Origin of the sequence: Segatella salivae DSM 15606, assembly GCF_000185845.1 — a bacterium.
Taxonomy (GTDB): Bacteria; Bacteroidota; Bacteroidia; order Bacteroidales; family Bacteroidaceae; genus Prevotella; species Prevotella salivae.
On record NZ_GL629647.1, the window covers coordinates 1,168,529 to 1,187,533 of the forward strand.

At 41.4% G+C, this 19,005-nt stretch carries 14 protein-coding genes, 1 tRNA gene and 1 pseudogene; 8 read left to right on the plus strand and 8 right to left on the minus strand.

Annotated features, from left to right (window positions below):
• Positions 1-411: 411 nt before the first annotated feature.
• Positions 412-1,029: a DUF4840 domain-containing protein gene (locus HMPREF9420_RS04835; RefSeq protein ID WP_007134352.1), complete on the minus strand. Its 618-nt coding sequence runs from the start codon at positions 1,027-1,029 to the stop codon at positions 412-414.
• A 207-nt stretch (positions 1,030-1,236) separates the two neighbouring features.
• Here HMPREF9420_RS04835 and HMPREF9420_RS04840 point away from each other — a divergent pair, with 207 nt between their 5' ends.
• From HMPREF9420_RS04840 to HMPREF9420_RS04850, 3 genes are read left to right on the plus strand one after another with little or no spacing between them, the layout of a single operon-like run.
• Positions 1,237-1,806, plus strand: a complete 570-nt coding sequence (locus HMPREF9420_RS04840; RefSeq protein ID WP_007134353.1) for an RNA polymerase sigma factor — start codon at positions 1,237-1,239, stop codon at positions 1,804-1,806.
• The gene (locus HMPREF9420_RS04845) at positions 1,803-3,032 is read left to right on the plus strand and encodes an outer membrane beta-barrel protein (RefSeq protein WP_007134354.1); all 1,230 of its coding nucleotides are present in this window, start codon (positions 1,803-1,805) and stop codon (positions 3,030-3,032) included. The genes HMPREF9420_RS04840 and HMPREF9420_RS04845 overlap by 4 nt, the downstream gene beginning before the upstream one ends.
• A gap of 8 nt (positions 3,033-3,040) precedes the next feature.
• On the plus strand, positions 3,041-3,478 hold the full coding sequence (locus tag HMPREF9420_RS04850) for a hypothetical protein (RefSeq protein WP_007134355.1): 438 nt from the start codon (positions 3,041-3,043) through the stop codon (positions 3,476-3,478).
• 138 nt (positions 3,479-3,616) lie between these two features.
• On the opposite strand, the gene HMPREF9420_RS04855 is transcribed toward HMPREF9420_RS04850, so the two are convergent.
• From HMPREF9420_RS04855 to rsmI, 3 genes are all read right to left on the minus strand, one after another.
• Positions 3,617-4,192 (minus strand): manganese efflux pump MntP, encoded by a 576-nt coding sequence (locus tag HMPREF9420_RS04855; RefSeq protein WP_007134356.1) that lies wholly within the window; start codon positions 4,190-4,192, stop codon positions 3,617-3,619.
• A gap of 64 nt (positions 4,193-4,256) precedes the next feature.
• Positions 4,257-5,111 (minus strand): Cbp1 family collagen-binding glycoprotein adhesin, encoded by an 855-nt coding sequence (locus tag HMPREF9420_RS04860; protein ID WP_044079104.1) that lies wholly within the window; start codon positions 5,109-5,111, stop codon positions 4,257-4,259.
• A gap of 6 nt (positions 5,112-5,117) precedes the next feature.
• Complete coding sequence (gene rsmI, locus HMPREF9420_RS04865) at positions 5,118-5,828, minus strand: 16S rRNA (cytidine(1402)-2'-O)-methyltransferase (protein ID WP_007134358.1); 711 nt, start codon at positions 5,826-5,828, stop codon at positions 5,118-5,120.
• A 270-nt stretch (positions 5,829-6,098) separates the two neighbouring features.
• On the opposite strand from rsmI, the gene HMPREF9420_RS04870 reads away from it, so the two are divergent.
• The 4 genes and pseudogenes from HMPREF9420_RS04870 to HMPREF9420_RS04885 all read left to right on the plus strand — a co-directional run bounded on the left by HMPREF9420_RS04870 (position 6,099) and on the right by HMPREF9420_RS04885 (position 8,859).
• The gene (locus HMPREF9420_RS04870; protein ID WP_007134359.1) at positions 6,099-6,449 is read left to right on the plus strand and encodes a hypothetical protein; all 351 of its coding nucleotides are present in this window, start codon (positions 6,099-6,101) and stop codon (positions 6,447-6,449) included.
• 458 nt (positions 6,450-6,907) lie between these two features.
• On the plus strand, positions 6,908-7,498 hold the full coding sequence (locus HMPREF9420_RS04875) for a thymidine kinase (protein WP_044078772.1): 591 nt from the start codon (positions 6,908-6,910) through the stop codon (positions 7,496-7,498).
• Positions 7,498-8,484 (plus strand): annotated as a pseudogene (locus tag HMPREF9420_RS04880) (AI-2E family transporter); the annotation flags it as partial. The gene HMPREF9420_RS04875 and the pseudogene HMPREF9420_RS04880, both read left to right, overlap by 1 nt.
• A 302-nt stretch (positions 8,485-8,786) precedes the next feature.
• Positions 8,787-8,859: transfer RNA gene (locus HMPREF9420_RS04885), tRNA-Lys, on the plus strand.
• 95 nt (positions 8,860-8,954) lie between these two features.
• On the opposite strand, the gene HMPREF9420_RS04890 is transcribed toward HMPREF9420_RS04885, so the two are convergent.
• On the minus strand, positions 8,955-11,525 hold the full coding sequence (locus HMPREF9420_RS04890) for a glycoside hydrolase family 88 protein (protein WP_007134363.1): 2,571 nt from the start codon (positions 11,523-11,525) through the stop codon (positions 8,955-8,957).
• A 28-nt stretch (positions 11,526-11,553) separates the two neighbouring features.
• Positions 11,554-13,188, minus strand: a complete 1,635-nt coding sequence (locus HMPREF9420_RS04895; protein ID WP_007134364.1) for a glycoside hydrolase family 43 protein — start codon at positions 13,186-13,188, stop codon at positions 11,554-11,556.
• Positions 13,189-13,489: 301 nt separating this feature from the next.
• Between HMPREF9420_RS04895 and HMPREF9420_RS04900 the strand changes: the two genes are divergently transcribed.
• Entirely contained in the window at positions 13,490-14,284 is a 795-nt protein-coding gene (locus HMPREF9420_RS04900) for a hypothetical protein (RefSeq protein WP_007134365.1), read from the plus strand.
• Positions 14,285-14,865: 581 nt separating this feature from the next.
• Here HMPREF9420_RS04900 and trxA read toward each other — a convergent pair.
• Both trxA and dnaE read right to left on the minus strand, forming a co-directional pair.
• Positions 14,866-15,180, minus strand: a complete 315-nt coding sequence (gene trxA / locus HMPREF9420_RS04905) for a thioredoxin (RefSeq protein WP_007134366.1) — start codon at positions 15,178-15,180, stop codon at positions 14,866-14,868.
• Positions 15,181-15,292: 112 nt separating this feature from the next.
• Positions 15,293-19,000 carry a DNA polymerase III subunit alpha gene (dnaE, locus tag HMPREF9420_RS04910; RefSeq protein ID WP_007134367.1) on the minus strand — a complete coding sequence of 1,236 codons (3,708 nt, stop codon included), beginning with the start codon at positions 18,998-19,000 and terminating at the stop codon, positions 15,293-15,295.
• Positions 19,001-19,005 lie beyond the last annotated feature (5 nt).

Sequence of the window (19,005 nt, forward strand, 5' to 3'; positions counted from 1 at the left end):
AACAAAACAGCGTCATTTTTCCATCCAAATATCATCATCGTATGACCTCATCTGCCGCATTTCACAACGCAATATGACGCAAACAACAATCAGATATGACTGAAAACACGCTGTCGTTTGCTACACTTTGTAGGCCAATATGCCCCACTTCATACGCGAAAGCGAAGGTTTTACCTTCACCAAATCTATCAACAGAGGCAACAATCCCCGTTTTTTCAACCATTATTTTCCTATTTGCAAGCTTACGAAGTATCGTTTTTTAGACCATATATCTTTACAATCCATAAACAACATTCCTACATTTCAGCCCATAAAACAAAAGTCCGCACAAATCTATACGATAGACTTGTGCGGACTTTTTAATTGAAGTCAGCCTTCAACTTGCCTTAAAAAGCAAGCCAATTAACCGAATTATCGGCTCCCATTTCCTTGGAAAACGAAGCCAACGCTTTCCTTCAGATAGGTTGACGACATTGCATCTACCTGCAAAGAAGCTGCTATAATCTGCATCTGTGATAGGCGAGCACTGTTCAAAACGCCAAAAGAATAGCTGTTACGAATAAAGAAAGCTATGCTAATCTTATGGTCTTGACCACCATAATTGAGGTTAAAAACAGGCGAAACAGGGCTGATAAAGAAGCCTACTGGATTGAGATTATAATAATAGGTGAAGCATTTGATGTCCTGATCTGGTGCATTACGCAGTGCATTTTTCAATGCATTGTCGTTCACATATTCGGCAAATAACCGCATAGGAAAGGCCTTAATAATCAACGTTGAGTCTGTATTGATTTCCCAACGAATGGCAGAAGAGTCTTTAACGATATTGCCATTAGTAGCATCCAAGCGGCTAAAGAAGAGCTTACCTGCATAGTTTCCTCTCGCCTGTTGATAGGCTTGCTGTTGTTGTTCGGGGGTAAGTGTGTGATTATCATCCCCACCTGGATTGCAAGCTGCAAAGGAAAGACCTAACATTACAAGGCATCCCACCAGCCAAAAAGATAATTTGTTTGTTTGCTTTTTCATCATTTTATTGTTATATTTGATTCATCTACTCCTTAAATACCTATGAAAACATAACCTTGCCTCACGTTATGTTAAATGATTGTTAAATTCTAATTACATAGACAAGATTATCTTATTTTTGCATTTACTAAGTGAAAGGACTAAAGAAAATGAAGTCAAACAAGGCTTAGAATGACGCTATAAGACTAAAGAAAAAGAGCTGCGCGTGGCATGAAACTATTCAGTAGAGATAATGAACAGACTATTGTTCGCAAGTTAAACAGGGGAGATGCCACTGCTATAGACTTGTTGTATACTGAATATGCGCCTCTACTGACGGCCGTATGTGCACGATATGTCGCCCAGAATGAAGACATAAAAGATATACTTCAGGAGGCTTTCATTAAGATGTTTGATAAAGGTCGCACGTTCAACTATCGTGGAAAGGGGTCATTAAAAGCATGGGCTACGCGCATCGTTATCAATGAATCGCTGCTCTTTTTGCGTCAACAAGCAAAACAAGAGCAATGTTTTCTGGATAAAGAACCACCTGATGTAGTAGACGAAGAGCCCGAAATTGGCTCACTTAGTGCCGAAGAAATTACGGCAATGATACGTCAGTTGCCTTCAGGATATCGCACAGTTTTCAACCTGTTTGTTATCGAAGGATTAAGTCATCAGCAAATCGCTGCACAGTTAAACATAAAGGCTGACACCTCAGCTTCACAGCTTTATAAGGCTAAAGTCATGTTGGCCCGTATGATAAAATCATATCAGAAACAAGACAGAATGACAGAATGAACAAGTGGATTAACGACATAAGACACCGTTTCGAGGGGCATACGCAAGAGCCACCAAAGGGATTACTCGACGACATTAAAGTCGAAATGGTTCGTCGTGGCCTTGTATCTGCGTCACCATCTGTTTCGTCTCATGTTGGAAAGTTGTCTAAATGGTGGGCTGCAGCAGCTGCTGTTGCCGTGATCATTGCAGGAGTTGGCGTATGGTGGCTACGTAGTTCTGCACCTGAAACGAATGCGCTTGTTTCACAACAGCAGCCAAAGGAGAGCGTAAAACAAGGGCAACGCGACGCGGATAGCCCCACTTTGCATGAGAATATGCCTCAAACAGCAATGTCTTGGTGGGCAAAAAGAAAGGATAGTCGTGTTGTATCAACGCTTGGAATGACTGAAACAACAGTGGCTTCAACCTCAGATAATGATATGGTTGAAAGCCAAGCAGTCGTAAACAGCACTGATAGCACGAGGCAAAAGCCAACGAAGCGGCCCGTAACAAAGGATGAAACATACAGCAATCCTACGGAAATCTTATCGCAAAGGCTTGTTTCTTCTACGCCTCAACGCCTTACATTTGATGTATATATGAGTGGAAGAGGCATGTCAACGCAGGCAATTGGCAATGCATTTAACCATGGATTCGTGGCTGATGTCATGGCAAATCCCAATGAGAAAGGCCATTATTTGAGTAGTGCTCCAGGGCTTTCTACAAAGCAATATCACCATCATTTACCGATTAAAATAGGTGTATCGGTGGGCAGAAAACTAAGTAATGATTGGACAATTCACACGGGATTGACCTATAGTTTCCTGTCTGCAAGCATCACAAATCAAGGCAAAGAGCAAGGAGAAGAGGGGCAACAGCGCTTGCATTATATTGGTATTCCCCTATCGGTTAGTTATCGGTTGTGGCAATATAAGCGGCTAAATGCCTATGCAACAGCAGGAGGTGAGGTAGAGAAACTTGTCAAAGGCCAACTCCGTTTGCCTCAACCTGCAATAAAGAGTGACTTCAGTCCTAAGACCATTGACCTCAAAGAATCTCCTCTTCAATGGGCCGTTAATGCATCCTTAGGCTTAGAATATCGAATAAATAATAACACAGGGTTATATATTGAGCCTGGAATGAGTCACTATTTCAATAATGGAAGTGACATTGAAAATAGCTATAAACATCGTCCAACGGGCTTCCAAATACAATTAGGAATAAGAATCCACACTTCAAAATAAATCAAAGAATGAAGAAACTAATTATGCTTTTGTGGACAGCTTGCCTGTTATGGGGTTGTACTTGCAGTCAAAAGACAATTCAATATAACGTGGCAAAGAACTACTTTTTCAGTAATAATGCGTCGCTTCCAGCGCCATTAAAGGTGACTAACGAGCATGAGTTTAATCACTATTTTGGCATGGCTGCCGTCATGGGTAAAGGCGGAGAACCAACTAAAATAGATTTTAAGAAGCAGTTTGTCATTGCTAAAGTGCTGCCAGAAACAAACATATCGACAGATATTCAGCCTTTATCTCTGGTGCAAAAAGGCAATACGCTCTTGCTAAACTATAAGGTAATACGTGGTAAAAAGCAATCTTACTACACGCAACCCTTCTTTATTCTCGTAGTCAATCGTAAATACATAGACAAAGAAGTGATTGAGAACAATGCCTCAAAAGAATGAAATAACATCATTAAAACAAAGCAAACGCACATTCCTTTGAAAGAGAATGTGCGTTTTTTTGATTCATTATGTAAGATGAACAATAGGTCTTAACGCTATTATTTGAAATAAAACACGCTTTGATTCAATTCAAAAGTTTCAGCCACAAAGGTGAGAAATCAATACCTTTACACCAATAATAATCAATATAATGCCTCCCAACAGCTCAGGTTTCAAGCGCCTTTCCAAAGGTTTTCCAAAGCGAACACCGAGCCACATGCCTATAATTGCAGACACAAAAGCAACGATTCCTATCACAAAAAGAGGGTAATCAAGAGATGAAACCTGCTTAAATCCCATGCAAGCAAACGATATTCCAATGGCTAAAGCGTCTATACTTGTGGCTACACCCAATAGGAATTGCGTCTTAAAGCGACGTGGATTCATCGAATGATCTTCAACAGGAAGAAACGCATCTCGAATCATTCTACCTCCTAAAAAGGCTAAAAGTCCGAAAGCAATCCAATGATCTACCTCTTCAAGATAATGGGAAAAGTTACTTATTCCAAGCCATCCGATCAGCGGCATCAAGGCTTGGAACACGCCAAAGAGTAAGGCCATACGCAGTGTTATGCCCCACTCCATGCGCTTAACTATTATGCCACAGGCGATCGAAACAGTGAAACAATCGGTGGCTAATGCCACTGCAAGGAACCAAATATCAAGCTGATTCATTAATGATTACACAGAAAAACTCCCCCATGTAGAAACAAAGGGGAGTCTCGTTTGATTCTAATAATTATTTAACCTGGATGACTAAGTATTTACTTGTGCTCCAGAATATTTGCGGATTTGTTATGGTTAACACGTACTCTTTATTGGCATCACGTGCCAAAGTGTAACTACTTGCAGGATGAAGTGTCAGCAGTCGTGCAGACTTTGAATAGAGTTTGATGACCTTATCCACGCGAATATCAATCTTAGTAAAGTAGTTTTTGTTGAAGTTTCCTTGTAAAACCTTACCGTCAGCGATAATGCGTTGTTCTTTAAGTTCACTCTTTGTACCAAACACATACCATGCCGTGTTGAGCTGTTTATCTTGTGCTGAGATTGTTTCCGACTTCTGTGCACTCTCTGTTGTGAGGTTACTTACGTTGGTATTCAAATGATTTATCGTCTCATCGAGCTCTCCAATATGAATATCTTTGGCATCAAGTTCAGCACGAAGTTGCTGCAATTGCTGATCCTTTTCATCCAATTGCTTAACCAAGTTGTCTATAGTTGACTTGAGTTGGCTACCTTTTAACGAGCTGTTTGCAAGCTGTTCACGCAGTTTAGCAATGAGATCTCGGTTCTTCTGCATACGCTCTGTAATGAACTTTATGTTATCTCTTAGCACCTGTTTCTTATCAGAACCTTCGCCGTCTTTAGCGATAGTAACTCGGTTTTCGGCCTCATTAATCTGACGAAATCCCTCTTGAACCTCGTTCATTAGGCCCATCATCTCGTTAATTTCGCTATCTTTCTGAGAGAGAATCTGCTGTATTGAGTCATTCTGTTCAGTGTTAACAGCACCCTCTTTCGTCTTGTTCTGGTTACAACCAGTAACAGCCAGCATCATCATACCAACTGAAATAAAAAACATTTTCTTCATAATCATTCACTCCTCTAATTTTAGTTTCTTTTCTTTTTCTTTCTTTATATTTGCTCCCGCGACTACGATTACAAACTCGCCCCGTGGGTCTTTCTCAGTGAAATGTTCGATGGCATCACGTAATGTGCCACGAACATGCTCCTCATATACCTTAGATATCTCACGCGCAACACTCACTTGGCGCTCGTCTCCAAACACTTCAGCAAACTGTTGCAGCGTCTTCAGCAATCGATAAGGCGATTCATAGAACACCATTGTACGTGTTTCGTTCTGCAAAGCAAGCAGATGCGTCTGGCGACCTTTCTTTTGTGGCAAGAAACCTTCAAAGCAAAAACGATCACACGGCAGTCCCGATGAGACCAAAGCAGGTACAAATGCCGTTGCACCGGGTAAGGTTTGAACCGTTATTCCGGCTTTGGCGGCCTCGCGAGCAAGGTAAAAACCTGGGTCACTTATCCCCGGAGTACCCGCATCACTGACTAATGCTATCGTCTGACCAGCCTTAAGTCGTTCAACAATTCCAGCCGAAGTACCATGTTCATTAAACTTATGGTGGGCCATCAAATGATTCTTGATGTCGAAGTGTTTGAATAGAATGCCCGATGTACGAGTATCTTCTGCCAACACCAAATCGGCCTCTTTCAGCACCCGAATGGCTCTCAATGTCATGTCTTCCATATTGCCTACGGGTGTCGGTACTATGTATAATGTTCCCATAATCACTCACAAATATAAACAATTATCTATTATTTACAAAAAAACATGATATTTCTTTGCAATTTTTAAAACCTTATTCATGAAGTGAAAACAATTGTTTCTTTTATCGAACAAAATGTTTTAATTTGCATTTTTAGGCCTACAAATACCATAAAATTGAAGAAACTAAGCCATAAAGTTTCCCTCATCATCACACGAAAACAGGCTGATTACACACAATTTCCTATAAAATAATGTTTTAGTTTGCCAAGAATAAAAGTGCAAATCCGAATGAATAAAGTTGTAAAATACCACGATGAAGAAAATATGTTAATACAAATCTCTTTTCCTTACAATAGGTTTCAAAATACGAGCGAATTTGAAACACCTTACAACTTCAGGCGAAATAAACCGCCTTTTAGCGTTCCTCACAATCCGCTCACTATCAGTCAGTTAGCCACAAAGATTCAAAACACTCCGAGAAATCACATGAATTTCTCAGCAATCTCTATCAGATTACAAGCCAAACGCTATGATTTTACGCGATTGTTTGATGCAAAACACCACGTAAAACGCCTCATCTTGCAATGGAAAAGCTATGATTCTGTGAAATATATTGCGCTGAACAACGACAAAAAATGAGATTTACCACTTCCTTATTTCTATTTGGTGCCTGCGTGAAGTGTTAAATTTTGCACTATAAATTTACAAAACAAATAAGAAGTTTGAATCATCTTATGCAGGAACACAAGGCTTATCGTAGATAATTATGCACCAAAACAAGTAAAGAATCGCTTTAGATTATAACATCATTCATACATAAGAGGTGAATGAAATGAGAACTTTTGAAACCGAAAATCATAATTGCTTGGACCTAAATGGTAGCAATAAAGCTATTTATTTAATACAAAACAGCTCATAACAAATAAGGCTTAAGGTCAGAAGAAAACAAGAAACACAAACTAATTTCATGAAAACAACATAGCCATCTGATGGAATTTGACTTTTAGAACCATTCAACATGGCTCATAAAATGATTATACTTTTTCTGCAATTCCGCTATGACAATATCCTATTTTTTTCTTAACTTTGTAGCCATCATGGTGGAAAATCTAATTATAGAGGCACATCGCCCGGGCAGAATTGAGGTGATTTGCGGTTCAATGTTCTCGGGAAAGACCGAAGAACTGATTCGAAGAATGAAGCGGGCAAAGTTCGCTAAGCAAAGAGTTGAAATCTTTAAGCCGGCTATTGACACGCGATATTCTGAAGAAGACGTGGTGAGTCATGACCAGAACTCCATTCATTCTACTCCTATAAGCTCATCGGCTTCGATATTGTTGCTGGCATCTGACATCGACGTTGTAGGCATTGATGAAGCTCAATTCCTTGATGATAACCTCGTAGAAGTGTGTAACGAGTTGGCCAATCGTGGCATCCGAGTCATCATTGCAGGCTTAGACATGGACTATAAAGGTGTGCCTTTTGGTCCGATTCCAGCCCTTTGTGCCATCGCCGACGAAGTAACGAAGGTGCATGCAATATGTGTTCGTTGCGGCGCGCTTGCCTATGTAAGTCATCGATTGGTGCAAAATGAACACCGTGTGATGCTTGGCGAGGAGACAGAATACGAGCCATTATGTCGCGACTGCTATCAAAAAGCTTTGAAAGAAGAAAGGAATCAAGAATAATGAAAAAGGAAATTACGTTCGATCGCTTTATCCGTTGGGCAGGAACAGGCCTGCTTGTCATCGGTGTTTTGCTTTTGGTTAACTACCTAAGCAGTGCACTTCTACCCTTTTTTATTGCATGGTTGATAGCCTATCTGCTTTATCCCATCGTGCAATTCATTGAAAAGAGGCTCCACATTCATGTGCGGGCAATCAGCATTGTGTTGACTTTTCTGTTGCTGATTGGCGTCATCGGGGGCGTTTGTTACCTCATCTTTCCTCCTATGATAGCGCAGTTTGACCGACTGCAAGACGTACTTATGCGTTGGGTTCACCACACAACACACACCAATGACATAACAAATTACATCTCGGAATGGGTGCAAGCGAATCAAAACCAGATAGAACGTTTCTTCAAAAGTAAGGACTTTGGTGATGCCATTAAAACCGCAATGCCCCAGGTTTTCTCGTTTGTTAGTCAGACAGCAAGCATCATTTGGAGTATCGTTGCATCTGCAATCACCTTATTATATACGTTCTTTATCCTCATGGACTATGAGTATCTGACAGCCAATTGGATTCGAATCTTCCCCAAAAAGAACCGTCCTTTCTGGCAGGAACTAATGCAAGATGTGAAACACGAGCTTAATAACTATGTGCGAGGACAAGGACTTGTGGCGCTATGTCTCGGCATAATGTTCTGCATTGGCTTTACTATCATAGGCTTTCCCATGGCAATCGGTCTTGGAATCCTTATTGGAATACTCGATCTTGTGCCCTATCTTCACACGTTTGCACTAATCCCTACTGCCTTCTTGGCTATGCTAAAAGCGGCTGATACGGGTCAAAACTTCTGGGTAATCTTTGGCTTAGCACTGCTTGTTTTCGCTGTAGTTCAAGTGATAACTGACTTTATTGTGACACCTAAAGTCATGGGAAAAGCGATGGGATTAAACCCTGCTATCTTGCTGTTATCACTCTCTGTGTGGGGTGCTTTACTGGGATTTATTGGACTGATTGTGGCACTTCCGTTGACAACGCTCATCATTGCGTACTGGCAACGCTATGTAACCAAGGAGGATCAAGGCCAAGATAAGCCCAACGTTGGTATTGAAATAAAGGAATAAACAGTGGTGATGAAGTTATAAATTCAGCCAAACAAGGTTGCTTAAAAATAGAAATGAAGTCACCATTAGACAAGGTTTGATTTGTTAAATATATTAAATTAAATCATATAATCTTTGTAACCATTTCTTTATTTCAATTAAAATAACTACCTTTGCACTCGCTTTCGAACAGGAAGTTGACTGACTCGCTAGCTCAGTTGGTAGAGCACAACACTTTTAATGTTGGGGTCATGGGTTCGAGCCCCATGCGAGTCACAAAACGGAAAAGAGGAGTTCATTTGTGAACTCCTCTTTTCTTATGTTATTCTTTGAATGGGTTTGATTTATTATTTGAGCCCAAAAAGCTTATATTATTGGGCATTATGTTGCTCCATTTCAAGCGAAGCCCAGATAAAAGGGCCTATTCCTTTGGGGTCGTTATTACGAACTGGCTCGCTCATATAATAGTCAAAACTGCCATCTCTACGATAATTTTCCTTACCTTTTGGCACAAACGGGCCCTTACCTGGCCCTAAACCACTCACACTACAGCAATCCGTTAGTGAAAGAGTCAAGTCATTATTCACCCGAATGAAATGCTGTAAGATACCTTGATAGGCACGCTTCCCTGCCTCACGGAAATCAGAACTGAGCCAGCCTTGACGTGAACCTTTCAGTAAGACATAAGAAAACATGCACGAAGCAGTGCTTTCCAAGTAGTTCTTTGGACTCTTAACGTCCATCACATCATACCAAACCCCACTCTTTTTGTCTTGATATTGCACAACCGCTTGCATTGTTTTCTGTAATAAAGCCACAAGTTCGGCCCTGCGAGGATAGTCATTCGGCATGACATCTAAGCACTCCATAATGGCCATTACGTACCAACCCAACGCACGAGCCCACGTGTGACGACTTTGTCCATTGCCTTGATTTGCCCAGAATTGACTATGAGTTTCGTCCCAAGCATGCTTCCAAAGACCAGTTGTTTTGTCATAAGTTCGCAAATCGGTTTGTAGTATTTGATGAACCGCATCGTCAAGAATCGCACGTGCTTTTCGGTCAGAATAGTTTGTCAAAGCATAGTTACAATAGAATGGTAAGCCCATAAAGATGCCGTCAAGCCACACTTGATTAGCATATATTGCCTTATGCCAGAAGACGCCATCTGACGTTCTTGGCTGCTTAAGTAGTTGCTTCATAAAAGTCTTTAAAGCCTTTTTCTCACCCTGAGTAGAGGCATATTGCTGCATCTTGAGAATGAATTTAGCCGGCCGAATGTTATCAAGATTAAAGGCATTATAGTCATACCCTGTCACCTTTCCTTGCTGATCAATCATCTTTTTGCAATACGCCGTCAGGTAATTCCTAATAGAATCGCCCCCATAAACATGGTAAACATCTAATAAACTCTCTAATTCTATGCCCACAGTATAACTCCAACGAGGGGCCGAAGCAAAGTCAAGTAGCCAGGGTTTTGGCGTTCGTTTCATCTCCGAATAAGCCATCCATTCAGACAAATGCTTATAAGGCTTCTTGTCAGTAGACAATACTAACGAGCCATTCATTTTGACATTATCGAACGAAACGTTTCGAGTCTTCCCCGTAATTCTAACATCTTGTTTGCTTATTCCATTGAATTCACAATCCTTTAAGCGTATATCTGAGACATTTTCTACGCTATCTCGTCCCACAATCAGCACACCATAAGCACTCTTTTGACATGTAACCTGCTCTACATTCACGTTTCTTACCTCTGGTTCAAAGCCTCGATAACATGGTTCTTGAGGCTCATAGTCAAGGTTAATCTTAACTACTGCCTCCTTACATTGCCCCACTTTAACGCGCCGAACATTAATATTCTCGATACGACCACCCCTGCAATTGTTTGTCTTGATACGCAAAACACGATCCAAATGCGGTGAATCCATCGTACAATCTTCGGCAAAAACATTCATACATCCGCCTGAAATCTCACTCCCAATCACAATACCTCCATGGCCATCTTCCATCACACAACGGCGTATAATGATGTTCTTTGAAGGTTGATTCCAAAGTCTTCCGTCGTTATTTCGACCGCTTTTAATGGCTATACAGTCATCCCCTGTATGGAAATGTGTATTCTGAATCAGCACGTTTTCACACGCTTCTGGGTCACATCCGTCTCCATTTGGTCCCTCATTCCATATCTTTACGCCATCAACCGTCACGTTCTTACATTGTAAAGGGTGTATAACCCAGAAAGGAGAATTTAGTAAAGTAACGCCCGAAACACGCACTCGGTTTCCTTTTACGAAGTTAATGAGCTGGGGACGAAGCCCATATCCCAACCCAAAACGACGCTCATCCCAGGGTACATCGTCTTCAGCCATCTGCTGAAGTCGCCTGCGTGAGCCTAACACTTGTGCCTCCTTAGTAACTCCTTTGACATATCCGAAGACCTCTTTTCCACACATTGGCCACCACGTTTCATTCGAACCACCGCCATCTATCGTGCCTTCTCCCGACACAACAACGTCATCTGAGCCAAAAGAATAAATGCAAGGACTGTAATTCCAGCACATCATTCCTTCCCAAGATGTCTTTACTAACGGATAGAGTGAACGTTCAAACACAAACTGAAGTAAGGCATCTTTGCTCACAACAAGTTCGATTCCAGAAGATAAACGCAATGCTCCCGTATGCCATTTTCCTGCAGGAACCACCACTTTTCCACCGCCTTGACGAGCCAAAAAGGCTATAGCTTTCTGGATAGCACGCTGATTTTGTGCTGCCGAGGCCGTCGTCTTTGCTCCAAATTTCGTGATAACTACAGACCTATCGGCAATCTTTGGTTGTTCAATAGCATGCTCAATAGCTTGGTATTCGCTTTCATTCCAACCATCGCCCAATGCGAACAACGGAAAGAATACGAAGAAAATCAATAATGATAATTTGTTCATTGTTATTAAGTTGTTTGTTTTTTATAGATTAATCTGTAACATTAAACCAATCAATATCTATCCAACCGCGATTTGATTTCACGTTGGGTTCTTGTGCAACAAAGCCCATCTTTGCTCCTATCCACTTACCTTCTCGCATCTTAAATGGCTCACCTACATCCTTAAAATGCTTGCCATCACGACTGAAAGCGAATCGAACTATGCCGCCATCTACCTTCATTTGAAGGAATACTTCCTCATAGATTGCAAACTGATAATCATTATCATCCTGCCCCGTTTTTGCCAAATGAGCCAACGGAGTGACTATAACCGCCCCACCTTTATCGGCATTTCGGCAAGTCATTTGTTGTAAAACAAAGCCATCACCCACGCGCTTTACCACCAAAGAAGAATAGTCAAGACCCATCATTATGAGTCCACCTAACTGACCTTCTGCCTTACTTATAAGGGTTAATTTGGCTGTAACGGTGAAGCGATCTGCAGGAGTTTTCTGCAATAAAAGATTGGGAACATTCCAAAAATTGTCGTTGGTTTTATACGTATATAGCCTGAAAAAGCCCAACGAAGTAGGCATTCCGAACGAAGGATTATAGTTAGCTTGCCACTGCCATTGACGGCCCAAACGAGGCAAATTGAATGAATCGCTCTCCTGAGGAGTTACAATCAAGCGGCTTTCAGCCTTTGGTTTACGATATGATAAATAAGGTGTTCCACAATAACCACGCTGAGGAACGCGGCCAATGACAGGCCAATTGTCTTTCCATGTAAGTGGTTGCAGATGCACAACACGCCCATATGGTCCCTTATCTTGAAAGTGAACAAACCAATCTTCGCCATATTTCGTGTGCACCCAAGCCCCTTGATGTGGCCCATTTACAGGCGTATTGCCCTGCGCCAACACCTTTTTTGCCTCATAAGGGCCAAAGGGTGACCGCGCACGTAAAGCCAGTTGGAATCCTGTTGACACTCCTCCAGCAGGACAAAATATCCAATACCACCCATCACGTTTATAGAATTTAGGCCCTTCACACGTGCGATTTTCCGTGCCATTCCCATCAAACACTATCACGGGCTCACTGATAGCACGCGTTCCATCGGCATCCATCTCACGCACAGTGATAACACTTGCAAAGCCCGTTCGACTGTTAGCCCACGCATTTACAAGGTAACATCGCCCATCATCATCCCATAATGGCGACGTGTCGATAATGCCTTTACCAGGCAATATTAGTCGTGGTGACTCCCAAGGTCCTTCAGGACGCTGCGCCTTTACCATGAAAACACCTTGATCGGGGTCGCCCCAATAGATGCGATATGAACCATTATGATAGCGAATACAGGGCGCCCAAACACCCTTTCCGTGTGCAGGAAGTCCCCCAAATAAGCTATCTGGCCACACACGCTCAAGCGCATGACCAACTATCTCCCAATTAACGAGGTCACGAGAATGTAGAATCGGCAGTCCGGGAACACAATTAAAAGAGCTCGAAGTGAGGTAATAGTCATCACCAACTGCCACAACATCGGGGTCACTATAATCGGCATTGATCACAGGATTGACATAGGTGCCATTGCCTTTATCGGCACACCACACCCTCGATTGATATTGCCCAGCCACTGTTAAGGACATCATCGCAAGCAAGATACAAAGCAGTTTGTTCATCGTTGCTGTCAGATTATTTCTTGATTAGTAATTTTTGAAATAGTTATTAAGTGTTTGTTTAAGTTTGATCTTCACGACCTTATGTTGACAAAGATAAGGAAAAAGCACGAGATAAAGCCTGAACCGGTTATTAAAAAAAGTTATATAAATGTTTTGAACATATTGGTTTTTGCACTATATTTGCCCCTATAACAACACCTTTTGACACATGAAATCAAAACATTCACCGCTATTGAGCATTCTGTTGCTTGCTACATGCTCAATAATCCTATTGTTATCAGCGTGCAAAGAAACAAAATCAGTGGCACAATCAAACAAAAAGTCTCAGCCCAAACAAACGATTAAGGCGCTTAAACTCACTAAAGCCTATAAGAATCTAACAACAGATGCCGATACCACCTGCGCTGGTTGGCACATCATTTTGCAATCGGCAGATGCCCCATATAAAGTGAAAAACGAAGACTTCTATGACAAAATAGTTCTTATTACACTTTATAAAAACGGCAAACTATTAGTGAATCGGCAAGAGATTACAACCAAAAATCTGCATAAAAAGCCTCAACCTTACCTACAACTTTACCCCGCCTGGGTCAATCTTATCACACGAACAACGGCTCAGATTGGCATTAGCAACTGCTTCCCTGAAAGCGATGAATGCTGGCTTTACACGCTCTTCTATGGACAAGATGGCAGGATGAAGAAGAAACTTATAAAGATAGAGATGGACGATTCGGATGGCGTGGCCGAGTTTTTCAGGTCATGGATACACGAATGTCAATTGAAACCTATCGATGTAAGCTCATTAAAGATGGTTGCAAATGAGTTTTGTTTGCCAAACCTTGCTAAGCAATTAGATTATAAAAACTGGCAAAAGATATTGCCAAAGAAGGTTGTCAATCGAATTAATACAGACATAGAAGTAGACGCTAAGACCTCTTTTGTCTCAGAAAACTATTTGACTAACCGCGGAATTGTATGCTTTTATACGCACAATTTCAAGCAAAAGATTGACTCTGTTCACTATGAATTAGCGCTGAAAATGCAAGAAGACAGCACACAAACTATTGCAGGAATCAGTAAGATATGGCATGAATAATAGAATCAATGAACGCTAACCATTGACAAATATCCTTGGCTTTATCCCTCTACTTCTAACATTTCATGAAGTTATGGGATAGCGTATAGACCAAATATATATTTGAAATGTGATGATGAAACATCAATAAAAGCAATGGTTTTTCATGCGTTCTGCAATATGTTTGCTATCCTTCTATCAGCAGGATGGCTTAAAGAAGAATATAACGGATGTGGAAGCAAAAAATGATTTGCGTCATATTGCGTTGTAATCTGCCTCATTTCATCGAGTAAAATGAGTCTAATTACACGATGATTTGGCTTAAATCATTTTCCTTTTAATTATCAACAAAGTAAACATTTCCTATTCCCCGTTACACAAGCTCCCTCACTTTCAACACTGACAAGTCTCATTTTTCTTTGAGAAAGAACCGAGAAAAGGCCTTGTTTTAAGACAAAAAATGACGAGAAACACATGGGAAACGCCTCACTTGGCAATCAATATGGAGTATAAACAAAATAAAAAAAGTCTGTCAGTTCTCATGAACTGACAGACTATATCATATTTTTTGAATAACTGCTAAATGTTAAATAGCGTGCTGATTAAAGCAAAGCCTTAAACTTTTCGTCAAGAATTGCCTTGCTTGCAGCACCAACAAACTTATCAACTAACTCGCCATTCTTGAAGAAAAGGATAGTAGGAATGTTGCGAATACCATATTCTGCTGCCACATCATCATTCTCTTCAACGTCGCATTTGCCTACAACAATCTTGCCATCATACTCTTCTGCCAGTTCAGAAATGATAGGACCGACCATGCGACATGGGCCACACCATGTTGCCCATAGGTCTACTACCAATGGTAATTCGCCATTTTTGTAACTTTCAAAGTTCTCGTTTGTGATTTTAACTTCCATCTTATTATATTCTAATGTTATTAATCTTATTTACTTTTGCAAAAGTAAGCATTCAGTTTGATAAAAGCAAACGTTATGCCAAAAAACAATATTCAGTCTGCCTTGAGCACCATTAATTAATGTGATATGACATGTATGGATTGCTCTCTACATAGCTAATCAACTCCTTAGTGACGTCTACGGTGTGACTACGCGACCGCAACATCAGGCTGACATTATGCTCTCTATCGACCACTTGTATATAGAATTGCGCCTTGCCTGGCTTCTTTTCAACGAGTGTTGTAAGGTCATTGACAACGTCTTCTGTTAGTTCTGAGCTATCAATGGATATCGTAATCTTTTCCAAACGCGAATCCTTTATCGTCTGCATATATTGAATATCTTGCACGCGAAGGTCGTAAAAGTTGCTATCTCTGTATCGTTGCTGGCACTTAGCTGTTATATATACGATGCAGCCTTCAGTCAACATACCGCGCCAACGCCCCCATTCCTCACCGAAGAATGCCAGTTCTCCGCTGCCTTCGAAGTCCTCTATGGTGACAAAACCACATGGTTTTCCGGTCTTGGTAAACTTGGATTTCACTCCTGTTACTATGCCTCCAATAGATATTTCTTCTTTCTTTACGAGCTCTTCTTTTTTATCTAACTCCGTGCAATGCGTGTTACAAAGCGACTTTAAGATAACTCCGTACTCGTCTAATGGGTGAGCACTGAGATAGATTCCAACCAAATCACGCTCTCGATTCAGTCGTTCTATCGTACTCCATTCCTCAAATTTTCCTGGGATTGGACGCGAAATTTCGACTGCACTCTCGCCTCCGAAGAGCGAATTGCGGGCTTCTCGCTGTTCTTGTTGATAGAGCTGACCATAACGAACGAGTGTATCTAAGAAAACATCTCCCTTCATTCCTGGTGCAAAATATTGCTCACGACGATATTCAAAGCCATCAAACCCACCGCTGAGTGCTAAAGATTCAAACGCTTTTCGATTGACATTACTGAAATCAATGCGTTGTGCGAAGTCGTAAATATCCTTGAATGGGCCATTGGCTTCACGCTCTTTAACGATAGATTGCGCTGCCATTTCGCCCATTCCCTTAATGGCAGAGAGGCCAAAACGAATCTCTCCACGCTTATTTACGCCAAATTCGGAGTAGCTTTCATTAACATCTGGTCCCAAAGTTGCTATCTTCATACTCTGGCATTCCTCCATTAATTTCGTTATCTCTGTTATCTGACTGAAGCGTCGAGTCATAAGAGCTGCCATATACTCTGCCGGGAAATGCGCCTTCATATAAGCCGTTTGATAGGCTACCCACGAATAACACGTGGCGTGAGACTTATTGAATGCATAAGAAGCGAACTTCTCCCAATCTCCCCAAATCTTCTCTAAGATCTTGGGATCGTGGCCATTTTCCGTTCCTTGTTTAATGAATTTAGGCTTCATTGCATCTACAATGGCCTTCTTCTTCTTACCCATTGCCTTACGAAGAGCATCGCTTTCACCTCGCGTAAAGTTAGCTAACTGACGAGAAAGTAACATCACTTGCTCCTGGTATACAGTGATTCCATAAGTGTCTTTGAGGTATTTCTCCATACAAGGAATATCATAAGACACTTGAGTTGGGTCGTTTTTACGCTTAATAAAGTCAGGAATATAGTCCATAGGACCTGGCCGATAGAGCGCATTCATGGCGATAAGATCTTCGAAAACGGTAGGATGTAGCTCGCGAAGATACTTCTGCATACCAGGAGATTCGAATTGAAACGTTCCTATGGTACGCCCTTGTTGGTATAGCTGATAAGTCAGTTCGTCGTCAATAGGGATAGTATCAAGGTCTACATCTATATTCTTCGTCTTCTTAACAACTTTGCAAGCTTCTTTCAACTCGGATAAAGTCTTGAGCCCAAGGAAGTCCATCTTGATGAGACCAGTAGACTCAATGACGTGTCCATCATATTGAGTTACGGCCGTCTTAAAGCCTGGATAATCAGGATCATCAGCCGTAGAAACTGGCACCCAGTTACTAATTGGATCACGACAAATAATGAATCCGCACGCATGTATACCCGTTCCACGTACAGTTCCCTCAAGCATCTTTGCATACTTAATCGTGTTTCGCTCGCGCAAATCCTGTGAAACTTCGGCATCACGAAGCTCTGGTGTGCACTTAATTGCATTCGTTAGATTCATCTTTAAGCCATCGGGCAGACGATCAGGAATAGCCTTACACAAGAAGTTTGATTTATCTAAAGGTAACTTTTCAACTCGAGCAACGTCCTTAATTGAGTTCTTCGTGGCCATGCTTGCATACGTAATAATGTGTGCACAATTCTCATGCCCATACTTATCCATAACCCATCGTAACACCTTTCCACGCCCATCATCATCGAAGTCGGTATCAATATCTGGTAGGTTTACACGGTCTGGATTCAGGAAACGCTCAAAAAGTAAGTCATACTTCAATGGATCTATCTTCGTGATTCCTAAGCAATAAGCCACTACAGAGCCTGCCGCTGAACCACGACCTGGCCCTACCATGACGTCCAATTCAGTGCGGGCAGCATTGATAAAGTCTTGAACAATGAGGAAATATCCAGGGAAACCCATCGTCTTCATGACGTGAAGTTCGAAGTTAATATGCTCTTGAACATTGGATGGAATGGGGTCTCCATACAACTTCTTAGCACCATCATGTGCCAACTTTGCAAGGTAATCGGCTTCAAACTTGATGCGATAGATTTTATCATAGCCACCAAGTCGCTCGATTACCTTTTGGCCTTCTTCTGGTGAAAGCTGATTTTCGCCGTTTTCATCTGAGGTAAATTCCTTATAAAGATCAGCTTCTGAGAACTTCAATTTCCACTCTTCTTCCGTACCAAATGATTCTGGAATCGGGAAGAAAGGCATGATAGGACCATGCTCTATGCTATAGTGTTCAACCTTATTTAATATCTCAAGCGTATTCGTTAAAGCCTCGGGGACATCAGAAAAGACTTCATTCATCTCCTCACGAGACTTAAACCACTCCTGTTTACTGTATCGCATTCGGTTGGGATCATCAAGATCTTTGCCCGTAGAAAGACACAAAAGATGGTCATGTGCCTCGGCTGTTTCCTTGTCCTCAAAATGCACATCATTTGTACAAATGACTTTAATGCCATACTCCTTTGCAAATTCTAACAAGACTTTATTAGCCTTTTGCTGCAATGGAAAAGCTTCACGATTCGCGAGAATTGTAGGATCTTTGACTTCATGTCGCTGCAGTTCAAGATAATAATCGTCTCCAAACACACGATGATACCATTCACAAGCTTCGCGTGCTCCCTCCAAATCACCTTTTATTATCTTTGAAGGCACCTCACCAGCAATACATGCTGAGCACACAATCAGGTCCTCATGATACTTTTCAAGCTCTGTTCTGTCAGTACGAGGGCGGTAATAATATCCGTCAATCCAAGACTTACTAACTAACTTTATGAGGTTTTTGTAACCATTATAGTTCTTTGCTAACACAATGAGATGATAGCCAGAGTTGTCTCCATGCTCTTTAACTTTGTCATGAAGTCTATGATGTGCCACATACATCTCACATCCAAAAATCGGTTTAAAGGGTTCAAGTCCTTCAGCTTTACGCTTTTTATTGACACCGGCACAATAGTCGGCAAACTCTTTTATGCCGAACATCACGCCATGATCTGTTAGAGCCATGCCTTTCATCCCATTCTCTACAGCTTTATCTACGAGTCGGGATATCTTGGATTGTCCGTCAAGTATCGAATAATATGTATGGACATGAAGGTGTATAAAGTCTTGCATAAGAT